Source organism: Ferrimonas aestuarii, assembly GCF_005116665.1.
GTDB lineage: Bacteria > Pseudomonadota > Gammaproteobacteria > Enterobacterales > Shewanellaceae > Ferrimonas > Ferrimonas aestuarii.
The window spans coordinates 207,735-223,164 of the sequence record NZ_SWCJ01000004.1 but is presented as its reverse complement, the minus strand read 5'-3'; the positions used below and the strand labels follow the sequence as shown (position 1 = coordinate 223,164).

Genomic DNA, 15,430 nt, shown 5'->3' with positions numbered 1-15,430 from the left:
TAGAATAGTTCCAAGCCATTGTTTTTAATGTGATCAAAATCAATTAATCTCAACCTTTTCTTACATTTCATCTTTTCGCGATCTTCTGCTAAGTGTCGGTTTTAATAGGGCTTTTTTTAAAACAAAAAAGCCCTTAGCAAAGCCGAAGATTTGCTGAAAACAGTGGAAAATATGGTTCTGATCGCTAATTCGAGGCTAATTCAATCTGTTTGATACGATGTATTCCTTTTCGGCTGGCATGCAATCGATAGAGCTTATGCTCTATTTTGTCCTTGTTTTTGGTTTCCAGCATCAGATAGATGGGAGTGACCTGATGAACATCCACTTTCCGCAGTTGGGACGGCTCCTGTTGCCAGATGGTTTGAATCATACTGGGCAGTAGTCGTAACGGCTGGCTGAGATTCAGTGTCAGATCGTCACAGAATTTTTTAGTTGGTTTGAGGCCATTGCGTCGACAATAGTACTGGCGGTGGTATACCCAAGCGCCATCGATGCGACTGGTTTCACCGGATGCCAAAGAGCGCTTTAAGCGACTGAGCAACTGCGTAAACTGTTTGCCTTTAGGTTGATAAAAAGTCTCTTTTATATCGGCAAATTGCGTTTTAGCATCCACCTGATGCAGGTGATAGTGATGCTGAAAAAAGCGGGCGTAATACTTTTGAACCAGATAGTTGCGCCCTAACTCCTTGATGCGATCTTTAAAGATGTAGGAGAACACCAAGGAGAAGAAAAATGGGGTGGTAAAGTTGCCAAAGGCTCGCTGAGTGGCGAAGGCGATCCCAGTGGCAAACGCCATCGCAAGTGCGGCAGCAAAGCCGAAGATCAGTTGCTCGGCCATTTTGGCGTCACTTTGTAGCCGGCGCTCAATCAGATAGGGGCGATCGATGATTCGCTTGCACAGATTGAGTTTTTCGATCATTCGCTCACGGCCGGCATCGTCACTGTGACCCAGTTTGATGGTGGTGTGTTTGGCATAACGCTCAACCACTTTTTGGAAGCGGCGAACTTTTTGAACGTCGCTGCAGCGACCACTTTGGCGCTCGCGCAGTAGCGCTTGATGATAGTTAAAAATCACTAACTGACGAGCAAGTTTGTAGAGCTTCTTGGTTTTGGCGCGCTTAAGACGATATTGCAGTCGTAAGAACTGAAATAGGAGAGCTCGAAGGGCGAGCAGGTCGTCACCCTCGAGCTGATCACAGTGCTGCAGTAGCCCATTGGTGAGGTTGGCCAAGGTGAGTCGGAACTCACTGCTGGACAACTCATCCCCCCGTCGAAGCTGTCGGCAGCTGGCTTTGAGATCGGAGGTGGTGGGCGAGTTGCTTGGCTGCAATCGCTGTGATTGTAGGAGGTTTCGATAAAATCGTTGGCTCACTGAGGAGCCGCTGTCATTGACCATCACTTGAGGCAGCAACAGGTGCAGTTTCCATTCAGCGCGTCGCGTTTGCTGAGGCAATTCAACCTGAAGCTGGAGATGGTAGCGATCGACAATAGACAGCGAAATCATTTACTTATATCAGCCTTACCAGCGAGTAAATGGGGTCTTCATCAGCATGGAGTTGTAGTAGCGTACGTCGCCAGTTACTTCCTCGCCTAACCACTCTGGGCGGTTAACCTGCTGATCTTCAGATTCCAGTTCTACTTCGGCTACGGTCAAGCCTTGGTTCTCACCGTAGAATTCGTCTACTTCAAAGGTGTGACCTTCATGAGCAACGAGGTAGCGAGTCTTGTCGATAACGCCTGGCTCACAGATCTTCAGCAGTGCTTGAGCGTCTTCTAGAGCGATCTCTTTTTCCCACTCGTAGCGAGAAGCACCTGATTCGTTGCCAATACCTTTGATGGTCAGAATGCCCTTTTCACCCTTGATGCGAACGCGAACGGTGCGCTCAGGCGTGGAGTTTAGGTAACCCTGCACAATGCGAGTTTGCTTATGGCTGGCGGCTTTGAAGCTGTCGTCTTTAACCAAATATTTACGTTCGATTTCTAAGCTCATGGTGCGTTCCCTTAGTTAGCCAGAGGCTTGTTGATCATGCCGATAACGCGCTTGATCGCCTGCAGATAGTTGATGTTTTCAATGTTTTCTAGACCAACATCAGACAGGGTTTTCTTGATGTCTTCCACTTCGGTGGACTCAGAGTTGATGGAAACGATCTGAGCACCGTTAACCAGTACTTTGGCCACTTCACAGATGGTGTCGTTCACCATGTAGCCGTAGCGCTCTTTATGGATGCGTACCGCCTGCAGATCTGGGTGAGCTTCGATGATTGCCAAGAATGCTTGGTAGTCGTAGCTCTCTTCGGTCAGTTCAGGCATCTCAACCATGAATGCAGGGAAGATCTCGTCAACCAGTTGTTGCTTAGATACTGGGAATTCGGCTTTCAGTTTTGGATCCCATTGCTCTAGACCATCAACGGTTTGAACGTAGGTTTTAACGTCCATCTTGCCGTCGCGAATTTTGGTGTTATTCAAATCGTTGGTGCGAGACATGATGTAGATCTCGTCGCTGTGACGACACCACACCTTCTCTGGTACCGGCAGAGACAGACGAGCCATACGCTCAGCAGCGGCTTCGAAGTTCTGACCAAAGGTACGGAATTCGAAACGAGGTTTGGAGATCTCACCAATTTTTAGTTCAGCCATGGGGCAATCCTTTTCAGTATCAAACGATTAATGATTCGCCATTTATGCTAGAGAGGTTGAGCTTAAAAAGGCGTGATCGTGATCACCTTTATTACAATTAGTTTCAAATTGATCTTACATGTTGCTTGTTGGTTTTTGGTTTTTGGTTAATTTAAATATTTGATTTGAAAGGATTTTTGTATTGATTGTTGTCGTTTTTCAGTTGGTAATGATATGATCTGGTTGTCATCTCTTGGGCTAATTGATGATCTGGATCTAGGTTTTTTAGAATCGAAATCGGTAGCTTATAGCCCATGCAAACAAGGACTAGGCAAGACACAATGAATAGCGAAAAAGTGGTACGTGATGATCCTCTCGATATGAGTCAATATCGAATGGAGCATCTTCCTGTTCGGGTGAAATCAACCTTTGAGCAGTGGTTGGAGAAAAGCGGTATCTTCATCGCAATCGCGGTATTTGCATTGCTGATGATGGGTGAAGCCCCTGCATTTCTGCAGAACATCGATTCCAGTATCCTAAGCAAAAAGGCGTTAGTACATTTCAATGAAGTGGGTGCCGGTCAGTTCAGTGCCCATGGAGTGGCAATGCTGGCTATCTTCTGTTGTGCGGTGATTCTGTGGATTACAGAAGCCATTCCCAACTACCTCACCTCCTTAATCGTTATTATTATGATGGTGTTGACCGGTGTACTGCCTGAGAAAGTGGCCTATGCACAGTTAGGTCACCCCATCATGTGGCTCAACATTTTGTCATTCATTCTGGCTTCCATGTTGGTGAGCAGCGGCGCGGCAAAGCGATTTGCCCTGTGGTTTATCTGTCGATTTGGTACCAGTGCCACGCCAATCTTTTATAGCTTCATGGTGATCAACTTAGTGTTGTCGGCCTTCATCTCGGCAACCACGGCCAAAGCGGCCATTTTGATGCCCATCTTTATGGTGATTGCGGCTGTCTACGGTGCCAGAGGTGGTGAAAATAAGAATAACTTTGGTCGTAACTTAGTATTGCAGAACCTGCTGCAGATTAACCTTTGTGCTGGTGCTTTCGTGACTGGCTCCGGCGCCAACTTGTTGGCGGCGAGCTTGATTGCTGGTGCCATCGGCGGCAGCTTCTTCTTTGCTGACTGGATGATCGTAGCGTTGCCGATTGTGGTGTGCATGATCATTATTGGTTGGCTGTTGGCGACACGCGTTTTCTTCCCATTGGCTCCAGAAGAGCGCCTTCCTCAGATTGAAGGCGGTATGGAGCGCTTGCAGGAAGAGCTGAAATCCATGGGCAAGATCAGCAGTTTGGAAATTCGCTCCATCCTGATCTTCGTGACCATTTTGGCATTTTGGGCTACCGACCGTTATCACGGTGTCAGTGCAACTGCGGTGGCCTTTATTGGCGCCATTGTGGCGTTGTCGCCACGCATTGGGGTGGTGAACTGGAACCAGGTTGATATCCCATGGCACTTGTTGATGTTCTCAGCCGGTGCCTACACCCTAGGAGCTGGCTTTAAACAAACGGATCTGCCTAACCTCGTGGTGAATGCGGGTCTGGAGTACTTCGGTTTGGATACCAGTACGCCATTCTGGGTGTTTTATGTGGCGCTAACGGGATGTATGTTATTGAGCTCTTTGGTGTTTCAATCTAAAACCATGCGAACCATGCTGTTTGTTCCCATCGCCATTGGCGTCGCTCAGCGTTTTGGTTACCCAGTGATGAGTTTGGCACTGCCGGTGGCGCTGTTGATTGAGCACGTGTACGTGCTGCCATTTAATAGCAAGCCGTCGTTATTGTTGTACTCAACTGACCATTATTCTCTCTCTGATACTTTTAAATTCGGGTTTTCTATGCTGATGATTGGCTGGATCACCAGTGTTTTGCTGGGAGAAACCTGGTTCAAGTGGTTGGGCTACACACCTAACGGAGTTTTCTGGTAATCTGACATATCTTTTTGTTCTATGTTGTGGCAAAGGCGTGAATAATCGAAGCAATGGTGACATTCGCAGCAAGCTAGCTTTGCTGCAGTTGGCCAAAGAATTAGGCAGCATCAGTCGAGCTTGTGACATCATGGGTTACAGCCGCGACAGTTATTACCGGTTTAAAAAACAGTATGAGAGTGCCGGCGAGCAGGGGCTGAGAAACCTGTCTCGCCGTAAACCCGCAATTAAGAATCGTGTGCCTCCCGAAGTGGAGGCACAAGTGATCGAGATTGCTCTAGATTATCCTAACTATGGTCAAGCACGAGCGGCGGAGCTATTGACCGCACGTGGCTGCACCATCTCCCCTTCTGGCGTTCGAGCCATCTGGGTTCGCCATAACCTTGAAACCAAACAGAATCGACTGCTGGCTTTGAAGAGTGCCATGAAGCAGCGCCAACAGGGGGTGGATGATCAAGGGGCGCATCTACATGAGATCAAGCAGGATCAGATGGGGCTGGAATGCCGCTATCCCGGTGACGTGGTGGTGCAGGATACGTTCAGTTTGGGCGACGTGGCTGAAGTCGGTCGTTTGTACCAACACTCCTTTATTGATGCCTACAGTCAAGTAGCTCATGCTTGGGTTACCACCAGCAATGACTCGGAGCACGCAGGGCAATTTTTATTAGAACATGTGGCGCCTTGGTATAAAGAACGTGGCCTACCAATGGATAACTTACTGACCGATAAAGGGGCTGAGTTCTTCGGCAGCAAGAGTAAGGCGTTCCAGGGGGCGGTGGCTTACCTTGGTTGTAACCATATCCACATGCGCGCCTATAACGGCCCTGTGGTAAACGGCATTGGTGCTCGTTTTCAGACCTTAGTTTGGAATGAGTTCTATGAACCGCTGTTTAAGACTAAGCGCTTTGATGATGTTGGGGAAATTCAGCAGCGACTGCAGGAGTGGATGGCGAAATACAACCAGCAGTTTGCGATTGCCGGCCGTTATACCCTAGGGAAAACGCCACTGGAAACTCTGGAAATCAGTCAGCACCTGATTCCTAAGCGTGATTAATTGCTGATTGCGCGGGATTAAAAAAAGGCCTCTGTAGGAGGCCTTTTTTTTAACTTTATGATCTCAAGAGACTTATTTTCAGCACTGGCTTTATTATCGTGCTAGTATCCGCATGTTACGTCGGGGTTGCCACCTCGTAAACAATGTTCAGTATGATACTAAAAACGTTAAGGGTCACTTATGAAGCGATTAGCTGTAGTTGCTTTGCTGGCGCTGCTCGTCGGGTGTGAAGCAACACCGGTAGAGACGGCAAGCGCGATTAAAACTAAAAAAGTTCTTAAAAAGAACATTGAACTACCCGTTGATTATCCTGTGGCTATCTATGTTGATAAGACTAAGCCAGAAACGGGTATTAACTTTTTCGGAAAGTTGGAAGAAGCTTCATTATTAGTGGCTTCTGATATGTTTAGTCACGCAGAGATGCTTAATGCAGAAAGTGACTTCAATTATTTATTAAGAGTGAAGTCAAATAGCCGCTGGGACACCGTTTGGGGCGGTTATAACTCTGTTGTTAATTTAGAAGTTGTTGATAGACAGGGTAATGTTGTTTTCTCTCAGGAAACTAAGAAAGGTTCCAGCGGTGGCTATTTAGATTTCGATGCCGTTTATAATGCGTTGGCTAAAGTAATGAAGGAGTCATTAATTGATTTCGTTAATCAGCAAGGCGCCGACAAACTAACGGCAAGTATTGCCGCATTTAAAGGTGATAAACAGCCAATCGTTGACCTTAAATCCTTAATTAATCAGAGCAAGCCGAACTCATCGGGGACAGGGTTCTTTATTGATAAGCAGGGATCGGTCGCGACTGCTGCCCACGTAGTGGATGAGTGTCTGGCGATAGAAATTGCCTATGAGGGCAAGACGTATGCGGCAACGCTAAAAGAGAAAAGTAACTTGCTGGATCTGGCAGTGATCTCTTCAGACATTCCCAATACCGATCACGCCAACATCACCGAAAGCTATAAGCCAAACCTAGGTAAACCGGTGTTTGTGACTGGCTTTCCACTTTCGGGGATTTTATCCGACTATCCGTCGCTAACTGTGGGTAACGTTAGCTCTTATGGCGGTCTGAAGGGAGCGAAGGGACAGTTCCAGTTTACGGCGCCAATTCAGCCAGGTAACAGTGGCGGAGCCGTTGTCGATTATCAGGGGCATTTAGTGGGGATTGTATCCAGCTCTTTGAATCAATCTATGATGCTTGAGAAGGCGGGGACGACAGCTCAAAACGTCAACTTTGGCGTGGAGCATCAGCTGTTCAAGAAGTTTCTTGATAAAAACAAGGTTGGATATGTGATGTCCAATGATGACGTCAATTTTGAGGTGGCTTCTCAACAAGCATTGAAATACACCAACCAAGTGCTCTGCTATCAGTAAGGTTTGATTATGAAATTTTTAACGACATTGAGTATCGGCCTACTGTTTAGTGGTGTGGCAATTGCGGATACCGAACTGGATATCAATAAGCTGGAGTATCAGCATCAGGGGGATAAATACCCTCCGGTTCTATTTGTAACCAATATTGAAGACCAAGAGCTGAAATCGACCTTTGAGTCATTTCAAGCATTTGAAAAGTTGGACAAGGACTCTATCGGTCTGCCTATCGGCATTCGCGTTTTGAAGGCCGTTCGCACCAAGCGCGATGGGGCGAACCTTTCCAGTGGGTTGCTAGCGGCAACGACTCTGGGCATCATTCCTGTGGTATCTAACACTGAGTTCAAGGTGGTGTATCAGGTATTTCTTCAAGGCAAAGAGATCTCGAATTACGAATACATTATCGAGAGCACCGAGGTGGGAAGCATGTGGAGTAACGGCGGCGTTGCCGATGGACGAGACAGCAAGCCGTCAGAACAGTTATTCATCGAAAAAACCGTGCCTCATTTCTTGAATGACCTCATTGAAGATGATGAGGCTCAGGCGACTTTTGCGGAATACAGAGAGTATTTCGGCGAATCCTAATGCTGTTTTACTGCATGATGATGGCTCCTAGCGGAGCCGTTTTTTGATCTAGGCTGTACCTTTAAGCTCTTTTTAAAGCTTGGTTGAGAATCGATATGGCTGGGGACTCTATGGTTGTTAATACAGATTGTGGCTGTGTTAGATAGAGGAGTTTTCAATTATTGAGGCATAGATAGTTTTCTATCTATGTTGTTTATTAACCGATTGAGAATATGTTTTTTTTGCAGTAATTTTAGTTACTTGGTTAAGTAGTGAGCGAGTTATCCAGCGTAATAGGGACCTAGGATAACGTTTTCGAATTAAGGATGAAGTATGGACCTTAGTCAAAAATTGATTGAGCTGTTATACAAGACGATATCGGACATCAGCTTATGGAAAACGGTACTTAAAGAGATCACTCAGCTTACCGGAGCCAGCAAAGGGATTATCATGCTCAGGGACAAAGCAACCGCTGAGCTTTATATAACCCAAAGTATCTATCTTGAGCTCGATAGCCCTCTGCTTTATGGCTTCTCTGCCGAAAAAACCTTTGAGTACATTGATCACTATTATCAAAGTGACCCCTGGACCGCCATTGAGAACGTTCATCATCCCGTTAGACCTTATGCATTGTCCTCCTACTATGAAGTCTCCAAGCTAAAGCAAAGTGCATTTTGGCCCTGGCTAGATTCACAGCAGATCAGCGATACGGTGGTGTTTGAGCTTTTTGAGTCTTCCAAGTATTGGGTTTCCATCAACCTCTACTTTGATGCAGATGATTCTCAAGTTAAAACCGCATGCATTAACTTCTTGAATCAATATCAGAAAATTTTAAGGCAGTATTGGGAGTTAGGGCATACCTTCAGGTTATCGAAGAGCTCTCCGGATGGGTTTTATTACTTTTTAGAGCAGCAAAATTCTGCGGCATTCTTGGTGGATCGGCATACTAAGGTGCGAGCTTTGAACGATAAAGCCAGGCAACTGGTGACCGATGGTGACGGTTTAAAAATTAAGGATGAGCTGCTGTTTATCAAAGATAAGCTCGGCAGGGCGCAACTGCGTCGAAGGATTTGTGATATTAGCAATGCCCAATATCAGATCGATAACCCGCCAGAAGAGAATTTTGATATCGACGGGCTGAGCTTTTCTTGTACCTTGCTGGGTAAAGGAGAGGATTTGATTGGCTTGGATACCGCACTGCGATTATTGACCGTTGAGAGTGCTCAAGTTCGGCCAACAACCAAGCCCATTTGGGAAACTCCTGGCTTAACCAGTCGTGAGCGACAGTTGGTTGAAGTATTGGCTGATGGCGGCCGCGTGGTGGATTTCATGAATCAATATGGCATTGCGAAAAGTACGGCTCATGCTCATTGGGGTAATGTAAAACACAAGTTGGACATTCAAGACCGCTCAGAAATTTATGCCAGTCATAAGCTTTTCTTGGAAAATAATCTTTAGGAAAATAACCACATTAATCTGGCTTTGCGAGTAACACTGTTTGATTTATGTGATGGAAGAGAGGTTCACTTAACCAAGGCATTATTCAGGCGCTAGCACGGCTAGAAACTAGCGCCTGTTTAGTTTTTGGACTTATTGAATCTTTACTTCTTTATGATCATGGCTCCATAGTTATTGCTATCCTGACAAGGAAAATAATCAGGGATTTCAAATAGTACTTCAAAGCCATGTTTTTGATAAAGTCGTAACTCCGGGTCGATTGATAGGCCATCGACTTTTCGAGTTTTTATATAGTCTTTAATTCCTTTATTCGTTCGTTTTGACCACTCTTTAAATCCGGGGAGGCGGCTCCCAAGGGCGATGAGATAACACATCCCTGAAGCAATAAAGGTGTCGTAAACGTAATTAATTAATAGTTCGGAAACGCCGTGTTTGGTGCCTGACATCCCGATGCCATAGATGATGTGTCCTTGATCGTCGTGCGAATGTTTGATGTAGCCGTTATCCGTTTGTTCAAACCAATCATCACTGCAGATTCGCTTGACTCGCTGTATAGCCGAATAGCCAACAATCTCCCCTTTGTCTTCAACAACCAAACTCCCTTCAGGAAATATTTCAAATCGAGAGTAGATCAGATCGATGTTGGCGGCTTCATCACCCCAAACCGAAATCTCTAAACGTTCGATGGCTTTAAGGTCTTGTTCGGTAACTTGACGTACATGCATGGTTGTTCTCCTGTGGTTAACTCGGCTACCACCATCGCCGCTTGTGGAGAGGAAAGTCGAAGTACTGCAAGGGTACTCAAGTAGGAATTGCCATTTTAGTTGGGAATTCTCATCGTGTTCCCCTTGGAGTAGGGCGATTTTCCCACGGACCGCTGGTTACGGTTTTTAGACCTAACTAACCAGAGGAAAACGATATGTTAGAGATTGATGGATACGCTTGTGATCAGCAGCGGCAAGTTGTTGCCAATCCAGTGAATGGCCGCACTTTCATACAGCAAACGGTATTGCTACCGGGAGGGGGCTGTACCTATTATCGAGTTAAATCAGGCGATGCTTGTACCTTTTGTGCATTCCCGGGATTAACTCGTGAAGTTAATAAAGGAGCAGGGTTTGAATCATACTTTGAATCTTGGCGATTAGATTCTGCCTTTTATAAGACAATGTTCGATTCGCTGACATCTGACAACTCAGAAGTTGACCGGATTGCGATCTTTAATGGCGGTAGTTTTTTTCCAAACTCTGAACTTCCTAGTGATTTCCAACGTTACGTTTATCAATACGTTTCTAAGCATGAAAATATTGATGAACTGTTGGTTGAAGCCTATCCAAGATATATATCGCAAGCGAAATTAGAAGAAGCTATCGAGTTAATTGGAGATAAGAAGCTACTCGTTGGGATTGGCTTTGAGAGTCGCAATGACATCATCCGAAATAGGCTTCTAAAGAAGGGTATTGATCGTTCCTACTTCGAACGCAAGATTAAGATGATGCAGGGTCTGGGAATTAAATCGTCGGTCTATGTTTTTTTAAAAGCCCCAGGGCTAACGGAGAGGCAGGCCTATGATGAAGCCATTAATAGTATTGAGTATCTGATTGATTTGGGCGTTGATGAAATTGCTCTCTCTTGTGCTTTTGTCCAGCAGGGAACGGCTTTGGAAGCCCAATATCATTGTGGTGAATTTCGTCCGCCGTGGTTGTCAACCATCTGGAAAATAATGGAGCAAGGCAAGCTTCGAGGCTGGCCGTTGTTTGTCGGTGGCTTCAGTGATACCCCTCCACCCATTGCTGGGCCATCAAATTGCTCTATTTGCGATCAGCCCTATTTGGATGCCATTGAGCGTTATCGACACACTGGTATTGTTCGAGATGAGTTATTACCTGATTGCGCTTGCCAACGTCAGTGGGAGACTAAGATGGCTGATAGAACTCCATTTCAACGGTTAATCTAAACTGGGGACGCCAGGCTCTGTTTACCCTAATAAACAGAGCCTGATTTCAATGGGAAAAACGGTCGAAACTAAGCAAAGTGATCTTGCTATCGCTAGGTTGTCGATGGCTAATGCTAAGGGTGGTGTCTTTGTAGGTTCGGTAGTCTTGGCTGGGGTTAAAGCTTCTGAGGTTTTGGCAGGCAAACCAGAGGTTAAAATCGTTAGCTCCTTGCTTTAGATTCACTTGAGCTTCGGCTGCTTTTGTCTGCTCAAGTCCAATAGGGACGAAACCATCGATGAGCTGTTCATTATTGATATTCAGCACGATACGGCACTTTTTCAGCAGCTGGTTAACGGCGTGGCGACCAGATTGGTATCTTAGAGAAAATAGATGTGTCCCCGCTTCATCTAAGTTCAATTGACCATGGTAATGCAGCCCGACATCTTTATCCGCGGCAACGTCAAACAGGGTGTCATCCACTAAGTGATCAGCAAAGGTAAAGGGAGCGCTGCCAGAGTGAACGCGAGAAAGGATCTGGTAGCCGCTTGGTGTTTTTGGCAGTTGTTTATAGAGATCGCCAATGATGTAGGCATCCATCAACAGGTTTGGTTGGGGCTGCTTGTGTTGATTTGAATCCGGGATTGTCGTCACCATACTCGGCTTAGCCTGAATTGCAGGCTTGGCTTTAGGCATAGGCTCAGAGAGGTCGTCTGCCCTCGCTTGAATCGCGTTGTCTGTGTGCTCAACCTGGTTAGGATTCGGAAGCGGAGGTGTGGATTCGGTGGTCGTGATTTGGTCAACGGGCTTTGGTTGGGAAATGGCAAATACCCAATAGATGATACCCAGAGCCACTGCGGCCAGAATCAAAATAGGTTGCCGCCGATTTTTGGGTGTTTCTGTAGCGTCGGCCTCTGGTGTTGTGTCTGAACGGTCATCGGCGGGGCGAGGGTTTGAGGTTGTGGTGTCAGTTAGGTGGTGTTGAGAAGGGGCCGCTTGGTTAACTTGATTTTTGGCGGTCTTTTTTTCGTCTCGGCGCTTTAATTCTGCACCGATAATATCTTGGAATCGGGTTAACCAAGCGTCTCTGATGGCATCGCTGACACACACCTCTGTAATCAATTTATGAATGGCAGCTCGAGCGCCTTTTTGAGGAATGGGTGCCTCGCTTGAATGCAGCCACTTTTTCAATCGATGCTCGCTAATGACGATATTTTTATCCAACGTTTCAAACAGGTAACTTAGCTGCGATTGATTCACGTCCATGAGCCGGGCGAGCTCTTTGAGAAACTCAGATAGGTTGGTGGCCTGAGGGGGCCGGTCGATTTTGTGATATGAAATGGTACCGATGGAGCTCGTTAACATCACTCTTCCTTTAATGACTGTCTCCCATAAAAAAGCCCTCTGCGAGGCAGAGGGCTTCATGATAACTAGCTAATTTAACTTAGTAAATTGTCTATTTACTGAACTTCCTTACCCAGAACATAGTGCTCGAACCAAGCCAGATCCCAACCCATCTTGATCTTACGGTGGGAGTACTTGCCAAGGCCATGGCCTTCACCTGGGTAGATCACCAGTTCTGCAGGCACATTGAGGTAGTGCTTTAAGGTGCGGTATAGCCCTTTGGCGTGGGGCGCTGGGACTCGCTCATCAAATTCACCCATGTGGATCACCGTTGGGGTGGTGATGTTTGCGGCGTGAGTCAGGCTTGAACCATGGGTATAGGCTTCAGGCTTCTCCCAAGGGAAGCCTTCCATGTAGTTCAGAACGTGGCCAGGGGTGTCTTCGAGTAGCCATTGCAGACGCTGATCGAACACACCGGCACCGGAACTGGCCGCTTTATAACGGGTATTGGTGCTGATCAGGGCGTTGGTCAGGTAACCGCCGTTACTCCAGCCCATTACGGCCAGTTTGTCGGCATCGGCAATGCCCTCTTTGATCAGGGCGTCTACGCCAGCTTCGATGTCTTTGACTTCGATGTCATGCTCGTGACCCACCAGTTCCACCAAGAACTTATCCCCATATCCGGTAGAGCCGCGGTAGTTTGGTGACAGTAACGCCCAGCCTTTGGCTGCAAAGGTGCTGCGACCATAGGAGCGGTGCTGCAGAGCATATGGCGTTGCCGCGGTTGGGCCGCCGTGGATCTGAACCACCAGTGGCAGTGGACCATCGGATTTCTTGTAGCCTGGAGGCAGTTCCAGCATGCCTTCAACGGTGCTGCCATCGGCTGCGGTCCATTGATAACGGCTGATCTGTGGCAGTTTCCAATTGTCGGTTTGTGGGTTGATGTTGGTGACCCGAGTCGGCGTCTTGCCGACTTTGGCTTGATACAGGTCGTAGAAGTGCTTCAGGCCATTATGGCTGAATACCACTTTTTCCCCTTTGGCTCCGAAGTCGTAACTGCCGACCACGTAATCGCCTTTTGTTAGGGTTTGGGTGTCCCCTTGGTTGCCGTCATCAATTTCGGTACAGCGTAATAGCACCGAGCCGTGGTTGGCAACGCGGTAGCAAAGTTCGTTGTTGCTGCGCCAGTGGCTGTCGCTACCATTGAGGGTATCGTCCCCTTGGCGAACCAGATCCAGCTGCCAATCGACTTTGTTCTGATCGTCAAAGTGCGCCACCAACAGCTGACCAGGGTGGCCGTCATAATCGACGCGCCAGGTTAGTGAGTCGCCGTCTGGGCTCCATAAGGGATCCATAATCCAGCCATAGGGGGAAGGTGCTTGTTTGCGCCAGGCATCGTCTTGCAGTACTTGGTTATTGCCTGAGGCGATATCCAGTACTTCTACGTGTGACCAGCCTTCGTAGAAGATCAGCTCGTTGTCGGTGGTGGTGATACGGGCAAGACGCTTGCCATCTGGGCTGACATCAAAGCCCCACACCACTTTGTCATCGTCAATCACCAGCTCTTTGCGGAAGCTGTTGAGATCCAGTTTGTAGATCGGATTGACCTTCACTTTGCCATGGCCGTAGTTCGGGCCTGCGTTAGCGCTACGGTGCTTGGTAAAGGCATCCTGTTCAGTATGTTGACGGTTGCCCGCAAACCACAGCTGCTTGTTGCCTAGCTCAAACGACTTAACCCCTTCCACTTCACGGGTCACTGGTACGGCTTCGCCGCCGGCCAGAGGCATGCGGAAGATCTGAGACTTGCCATTGTATGGCGGCACTTTGGCATCGCCGCGTTTCTCCGCTTTGAGGAAAAACAGGTATTGGCCATCGGCACTGATGCGAGGAGAGGATTCGTTTTCAGGGGTAAAGGTCAGGCGTGTTGGGGTACCACTGCCAAGTTCAATACTCCACAGGTCTTTTAAGTTTTTATCACTGGCTTTGTCCCAGTAGCCTTGACGCCAAACGGCGGTGGTTCCATCCGCCGATAACTGCACCTGACTCATGTGATCGATGCTGAAGAAGTCGTCCAGAGTGATGTCGTGAGTTCGCTCTGCGGCAGCAAGGGGGCTGCACGCAAAAATGGCCGCCATGCTGGCAGCCAGAGTTCCTAATTTCATTAGTATATCCTTGCTGTGATTGCGACTTTATCTTAACCAAAACTTGAAAGTTAGAGTAGCGATAGAACGCGTACTTTGGCATCACAGTGGTCGGATATCATTCTCCCTTCGACGGTGCGCTTTTTTGACGTTGGCGACGGGCACTGCGCATCGGTGGTTTTTCCGGTACAGGGCGACGGTTGTCGATAAGGTGTTGGATCGCTTCAATGGGGTGGCGCAGAATCATGCGCGGCCCGGCATAACGCATACAGTGGCGAGCTTTTTCGCGCTCGGCTGGTTTATAGCAATGAATGGGGCAGTTGCCACAGGTGGGTTTGGTGTCGCCATAGGGGCAGCGATCGAGTTTTTTCTCGGCGTAATCGAGAAGCTCTTGGCAGTCGCTGCACAGACCTTGGTCATTGCGCTCTACTTGGCCACATTGGCCTTTACAGTAGATCTGCATCATGTGACCGAAGGTCTTGTACTCTGAGGCTAGGCGCCCCTCTAAGATGTCGCTGTTCATCAATAACCCACTAAATGACTCAACTATGGCTTTACCTTAACAGGTATTGATAATCTATCTATTGTAGCGGGTCATAATTGCGACTGGGATCAAAGGTGCAGCACTTTGTCGCTGTCCAGTGTCCACTGGCTCAGTTGGATGAGGTTGCCGATGGCCACGCCCTCGATCAGCTTGTCCTCGGTTAGGCCGCGGGCTTCTGCGCAGGTTTTGCAGATGGAAACCGTAACGCCTTGAGCCAGCAGCAGCTCGATCATCTGGCCGATGTGGTAGCTCAAATCTGGGGTTTGCTGGCCATTTAAGGCGGCAACCACGGCATCGGACATCAGAAAGACTCGCTGTTCAACCGGACGGTCGGCGTGCTCCTGCATGGCGAGTGCGATCCGCAGGGCGTTATAGAGTTTTTCACTGCCGTAGGGACTGTCGTGGGCAACGAGCAAAATTTTGGTCATGGTATTTCCTCGATAGAAATTAAAACGACAAGGATA

14 protein-coding genes are annotated in these 15,430 nt (G+C 47.6%); 6 read left to right on the top strand and 8 right to left on the bottom strand.

The window, feature by feature from the left end; genetic code table 11:
• Positions 1 to 184 precede the first annotated feature (184 nt).
• The 3 genes from FCL42_RS07955 to FCL42_RS07945 are packed head-to-tail and all read right to left on the bottom strand — an operon-like array spanning position 185 to position 2,637.
• Positions 185 to 1,504, bottom strand: coding sequence for a hypothetical protein (locus FCL42_RS07955; protein WP_136862869.1), 1,320 nt, complete (start codon positions 1,502 to 1,504; stop codon positions 185 to 187).
• A gap of 15 nt (positions 1,505 to 1,519) precedes the next feature.
• Positions 1,520 to 1,990 (bottom strand): CYTH domain-containing protein, encoded by a 471-nt coding sequence (locus tag FCL42_RS07950; RefSeq protein ID WP_136862868.1) that lies wholly within the window; start codon positions 1,988 to 1,990, stop codon positions 1,520 to 1,522.
• An 11-nt stretch (positions 1,991 to 2,001) separates the two neighbouring features.
• Entirely contained in the window at positions 2,002 to 2,637 is a 636-nt protein-coding gene (locus FCL42_RS07945; protein ID WP_136862867.1) for a hypothetical protein, read from the bottom strand.
• Between the two features lie 320 nt (positions 2,638 to 2,957).
• Here FCL42_RS07945 and FCL42_RS07940 point away from each other — a divergent pair, with 320 nt between their 5' ends.
• From FCL42_RS07940 to FCL42_RS07920, 5 genes are all read left to right on the top strand, one after another.
• Positions 2,958 to 4,559: an SLC13 family permease gene (locus FCL42_RS07940; protein ID WP_136862866.1), complete on the top strand. Its 1,602-nt coding sequence runs from the start codon at positions 2,958 to 2,960 to the stop codon at positions 4,557 to 4,559.
• Between the two features lie 37 nt (positions 4,560 to 4,596).
• Positions 4,597 to 5,613: a helix-turn-helix domain-containing protein gene (locus FCL42_RS07935; protein WP_136862865.1), complete on the top strand. Its 1,017-nt coding sequence runs from the start codon at positions 4,597 to 4,599 to the stop codon at positions 5,611 to 5,613.
• A gap of 180 nt (positions 5,614 to 5,793) precedes the next feature.
• Entirely contained in the window at positions 5,794 to 6,987 is a 1,194-nt protein-coding gene (locus FCL42_RS07930; RefSeq protein ID WP_136862864.1) for a S1 family peptidase, read from the top strand.
• A 9-nt stretch (positions 6,988 to 6,996) separates the two neighbouring features.
• Entirely contained in the window at positions 6,997 to 7,569 is a 573-nt protein-coding gene (locus FCL42_RS07925) for a hypothetical protein (protein WP_136862863.1), read from the top strand.
• Positions 7,570 to 7,881: 312 nt separating this feature from the next.
• Positions 7,882 to 9,006 carry a helix-turn-helix transcriptional regulator gene (locus tag FCL42_RS07920; RefSeq protein ID WP_136862862.1) on the top strand — a complete coding sequence of 375 codons (1,125 nt, stop codon included), beginning with the start codon at positions 7,882 to 7,884 and terminating at the stop codon, positions 9,004 to 9,006.
• A gap of 143 nt (positions 9,007 to 9,149) precedes the next feature.
• Here FCL42_RS07920 and FCL42_RS07915 read toward each other — a convergent pair whose 3' ends face one another.
• The gene (locus tag FCL42_RS07915) at positions 9,150 to 9,731 is read right to left on the bottom strand and encodes a hypothetical protein (protein ID WP_136862861.1); all 582 of its coding nucleotides are present in this window, start codon (positions 9,729 to 9,731) and stop codon (positions 9,150 to 9,152) included.
• A 194-nt stretch (positions 9,732 to 9,925) separates the two neighbouring features.
• Between FCL42_RS07915 and FCL42_RS07910 the strand changes: the two genes are divergently transcribed.
• The gene (locus FCL42_RS07910) at positions 9,926 to 10,960 is read left to right on the top strand and encodes a hypothetical protein (protein WP_136862860.1); all 1,035 of its coding nucleotides are present in this window, start codon (positions 9,926 to 9,928) and stop codon (positions 10,958 to 10,960) included.
• Between the two features lie 46 nt (positions 10,961 to 11,006).
• Here FCL42_RS07910 and FCL42_RS07905 read toward each other — a convergent pair whose 3' ends face one another.
• The 4 genes from FCL42_RS07905 to FCL42_RS07890 all read right to left on the bottom strand — a co-directional run bounded on the left by FCL42_RS07905 (position 11,007) and on the right by FCL42_RS07890 (position 15,394).
• Positions 11,007 to 12,302 (bottom strand): hypothetical protein, encoded by a 1,296-nt coding sequence (locus tag FCL42_RS07905; protein WP_136862859.1) that lies wholly within the window; start codon positions 12,300 to 12,302, stop codon positions 11,007 to 11,009.
• Positions 12,303 to 12,397: 95 nt separating this feature from the next.
• Positions 12,398 to 14,443: a S9 family peptidase gene (locus tag FCL42_RS07900; RefSeq protein WP_136862858.1), complete on the bottom strand. Its 2,046-nt coding sequence runs from the start codon at positions 14,441 to 14,443 to the stop codon at positions 12,398 to 12,400.
• Between the two features lie 97 nt (positions 14,444 to 14,540).
• Positions 14,541 to 14,945 (bottom strand): nitrous oxide-stimulated promoter family protein, encoded by a 405-nt coding sequence (locus FCL42_RS07895; protein ID WP_136862857.1) that lies wholly within the window; start codon positions 14,943 to 14,945, stop codon positions 14,541 to 14,543.
• Between the two features lie 89 nt (positions 14,946 to 15,034).
• Positions 15,035 to 15,394 (bottom strand): DsrE/DsrF/TusD sulfur relay family protein, encoded by a 360-nt coding sequence (locus tag FCL42_RS07890; RefSeq protein WP_136862856.1) that lies wholly within the window; start codon positions 15,392 to 15,394, stop codon positions 15,035 to 15,037.
• Positions 15,395 to 15,430: the final 36 nt, after the last annotated feature.

Bases quoted from the DNA above. Each gene is read 5' to 3' on its own strand.
- FCL42_RS07900 (WP_136862858.1), bottom strand. From the start codon at position 14,443: ATGAAATTAGGAACTCTGGCTGCCAGCATGGCGGCCATTTTTGCGTGC.
- FCL42_RS07940 (WP_136862866.1), top strand. From the start codon at position 2,958: ATGAATAGCGAAAAAGTGGTACGTGATGATCCTCTCGATATGAGTCAA.
- FCL42_RS07955 (WP_136862869.1), bottom strand. From the start codon at position 1,504: ATGATTTCGCTGTCTATTGTCGATCGCTACCATCTCCAGCTTCAGGTT.
- FCL42_RS07950 (WP_136862868.1), bottom strand. From the start codon at position 1,990: ATGAGCTTAGAAATCGAACGTAAATATTTGGTTAAAGACGACAGCTTC.
- FCL42_RS07895 (WP_136862857.1), bottom strand. From the start codon at position 14,945: ATGAACAGCGACATCTTAGAGGGGCGCCTAGCCTCAGAGTACAAGACC.
- FCL42_RS07910 (WP_136862860.1), top strand. From the start codon at position 9,926: ATGTTAGAGATTGATGGATACGCTTGTGATCAGCAGCGGCAAGTTGTT.
- FCL42_RS07915 (WP_136862861.1), bottom strand. From the start codon at position 9,731: ATGCATGTACGTCAAGTTACCGAACAAGACCTTAAAGCCATCGAACGT.
- FCL42_RS07890 (WP_136862856.1), bottom strand. From the start codon at position 15,394: ATGACCAAAATTTTGCTCGTTGCCCACGACAGTCCCTACGGCAGTGAA.
- FCL42_RS07930 (WP_136862864.1), top strand. From the start codon at position 5,794: ATGAAGCGATTAGCTGTAGTTGCTTTGCTGGCGCTGCTCGTCGGGTGT.
- FCL42_RS07925 (WP_136862863.1), top strand. From the start codon at position 6,997: ATGAAATTTTTAACGACATTGAGTATCGGCCTACTGTTTAGTGGTGTG.
- FCL42_RS07945 (WP_136862867.1), bottom strand. From the start codon at position 2,637: ATGGCTGAACTAAAAATTGGTGAGATCTCCAAACCTCGTTTCGAATTC.
- FCL42_RS07905 (WP_136862859.1), bottom strand. From the start codon at position 12,302: ATGTTAACGAGCTCCATCGGTACCATTTCATATCACAAAATCGACCGG.
- FCL42_RS07920 (WP_136862862.1), top strand. From the start codon at position 7,882: ATGGACCTTAGTCAAAAATTGATTGAGCTGTTATACAAGACGATATCG.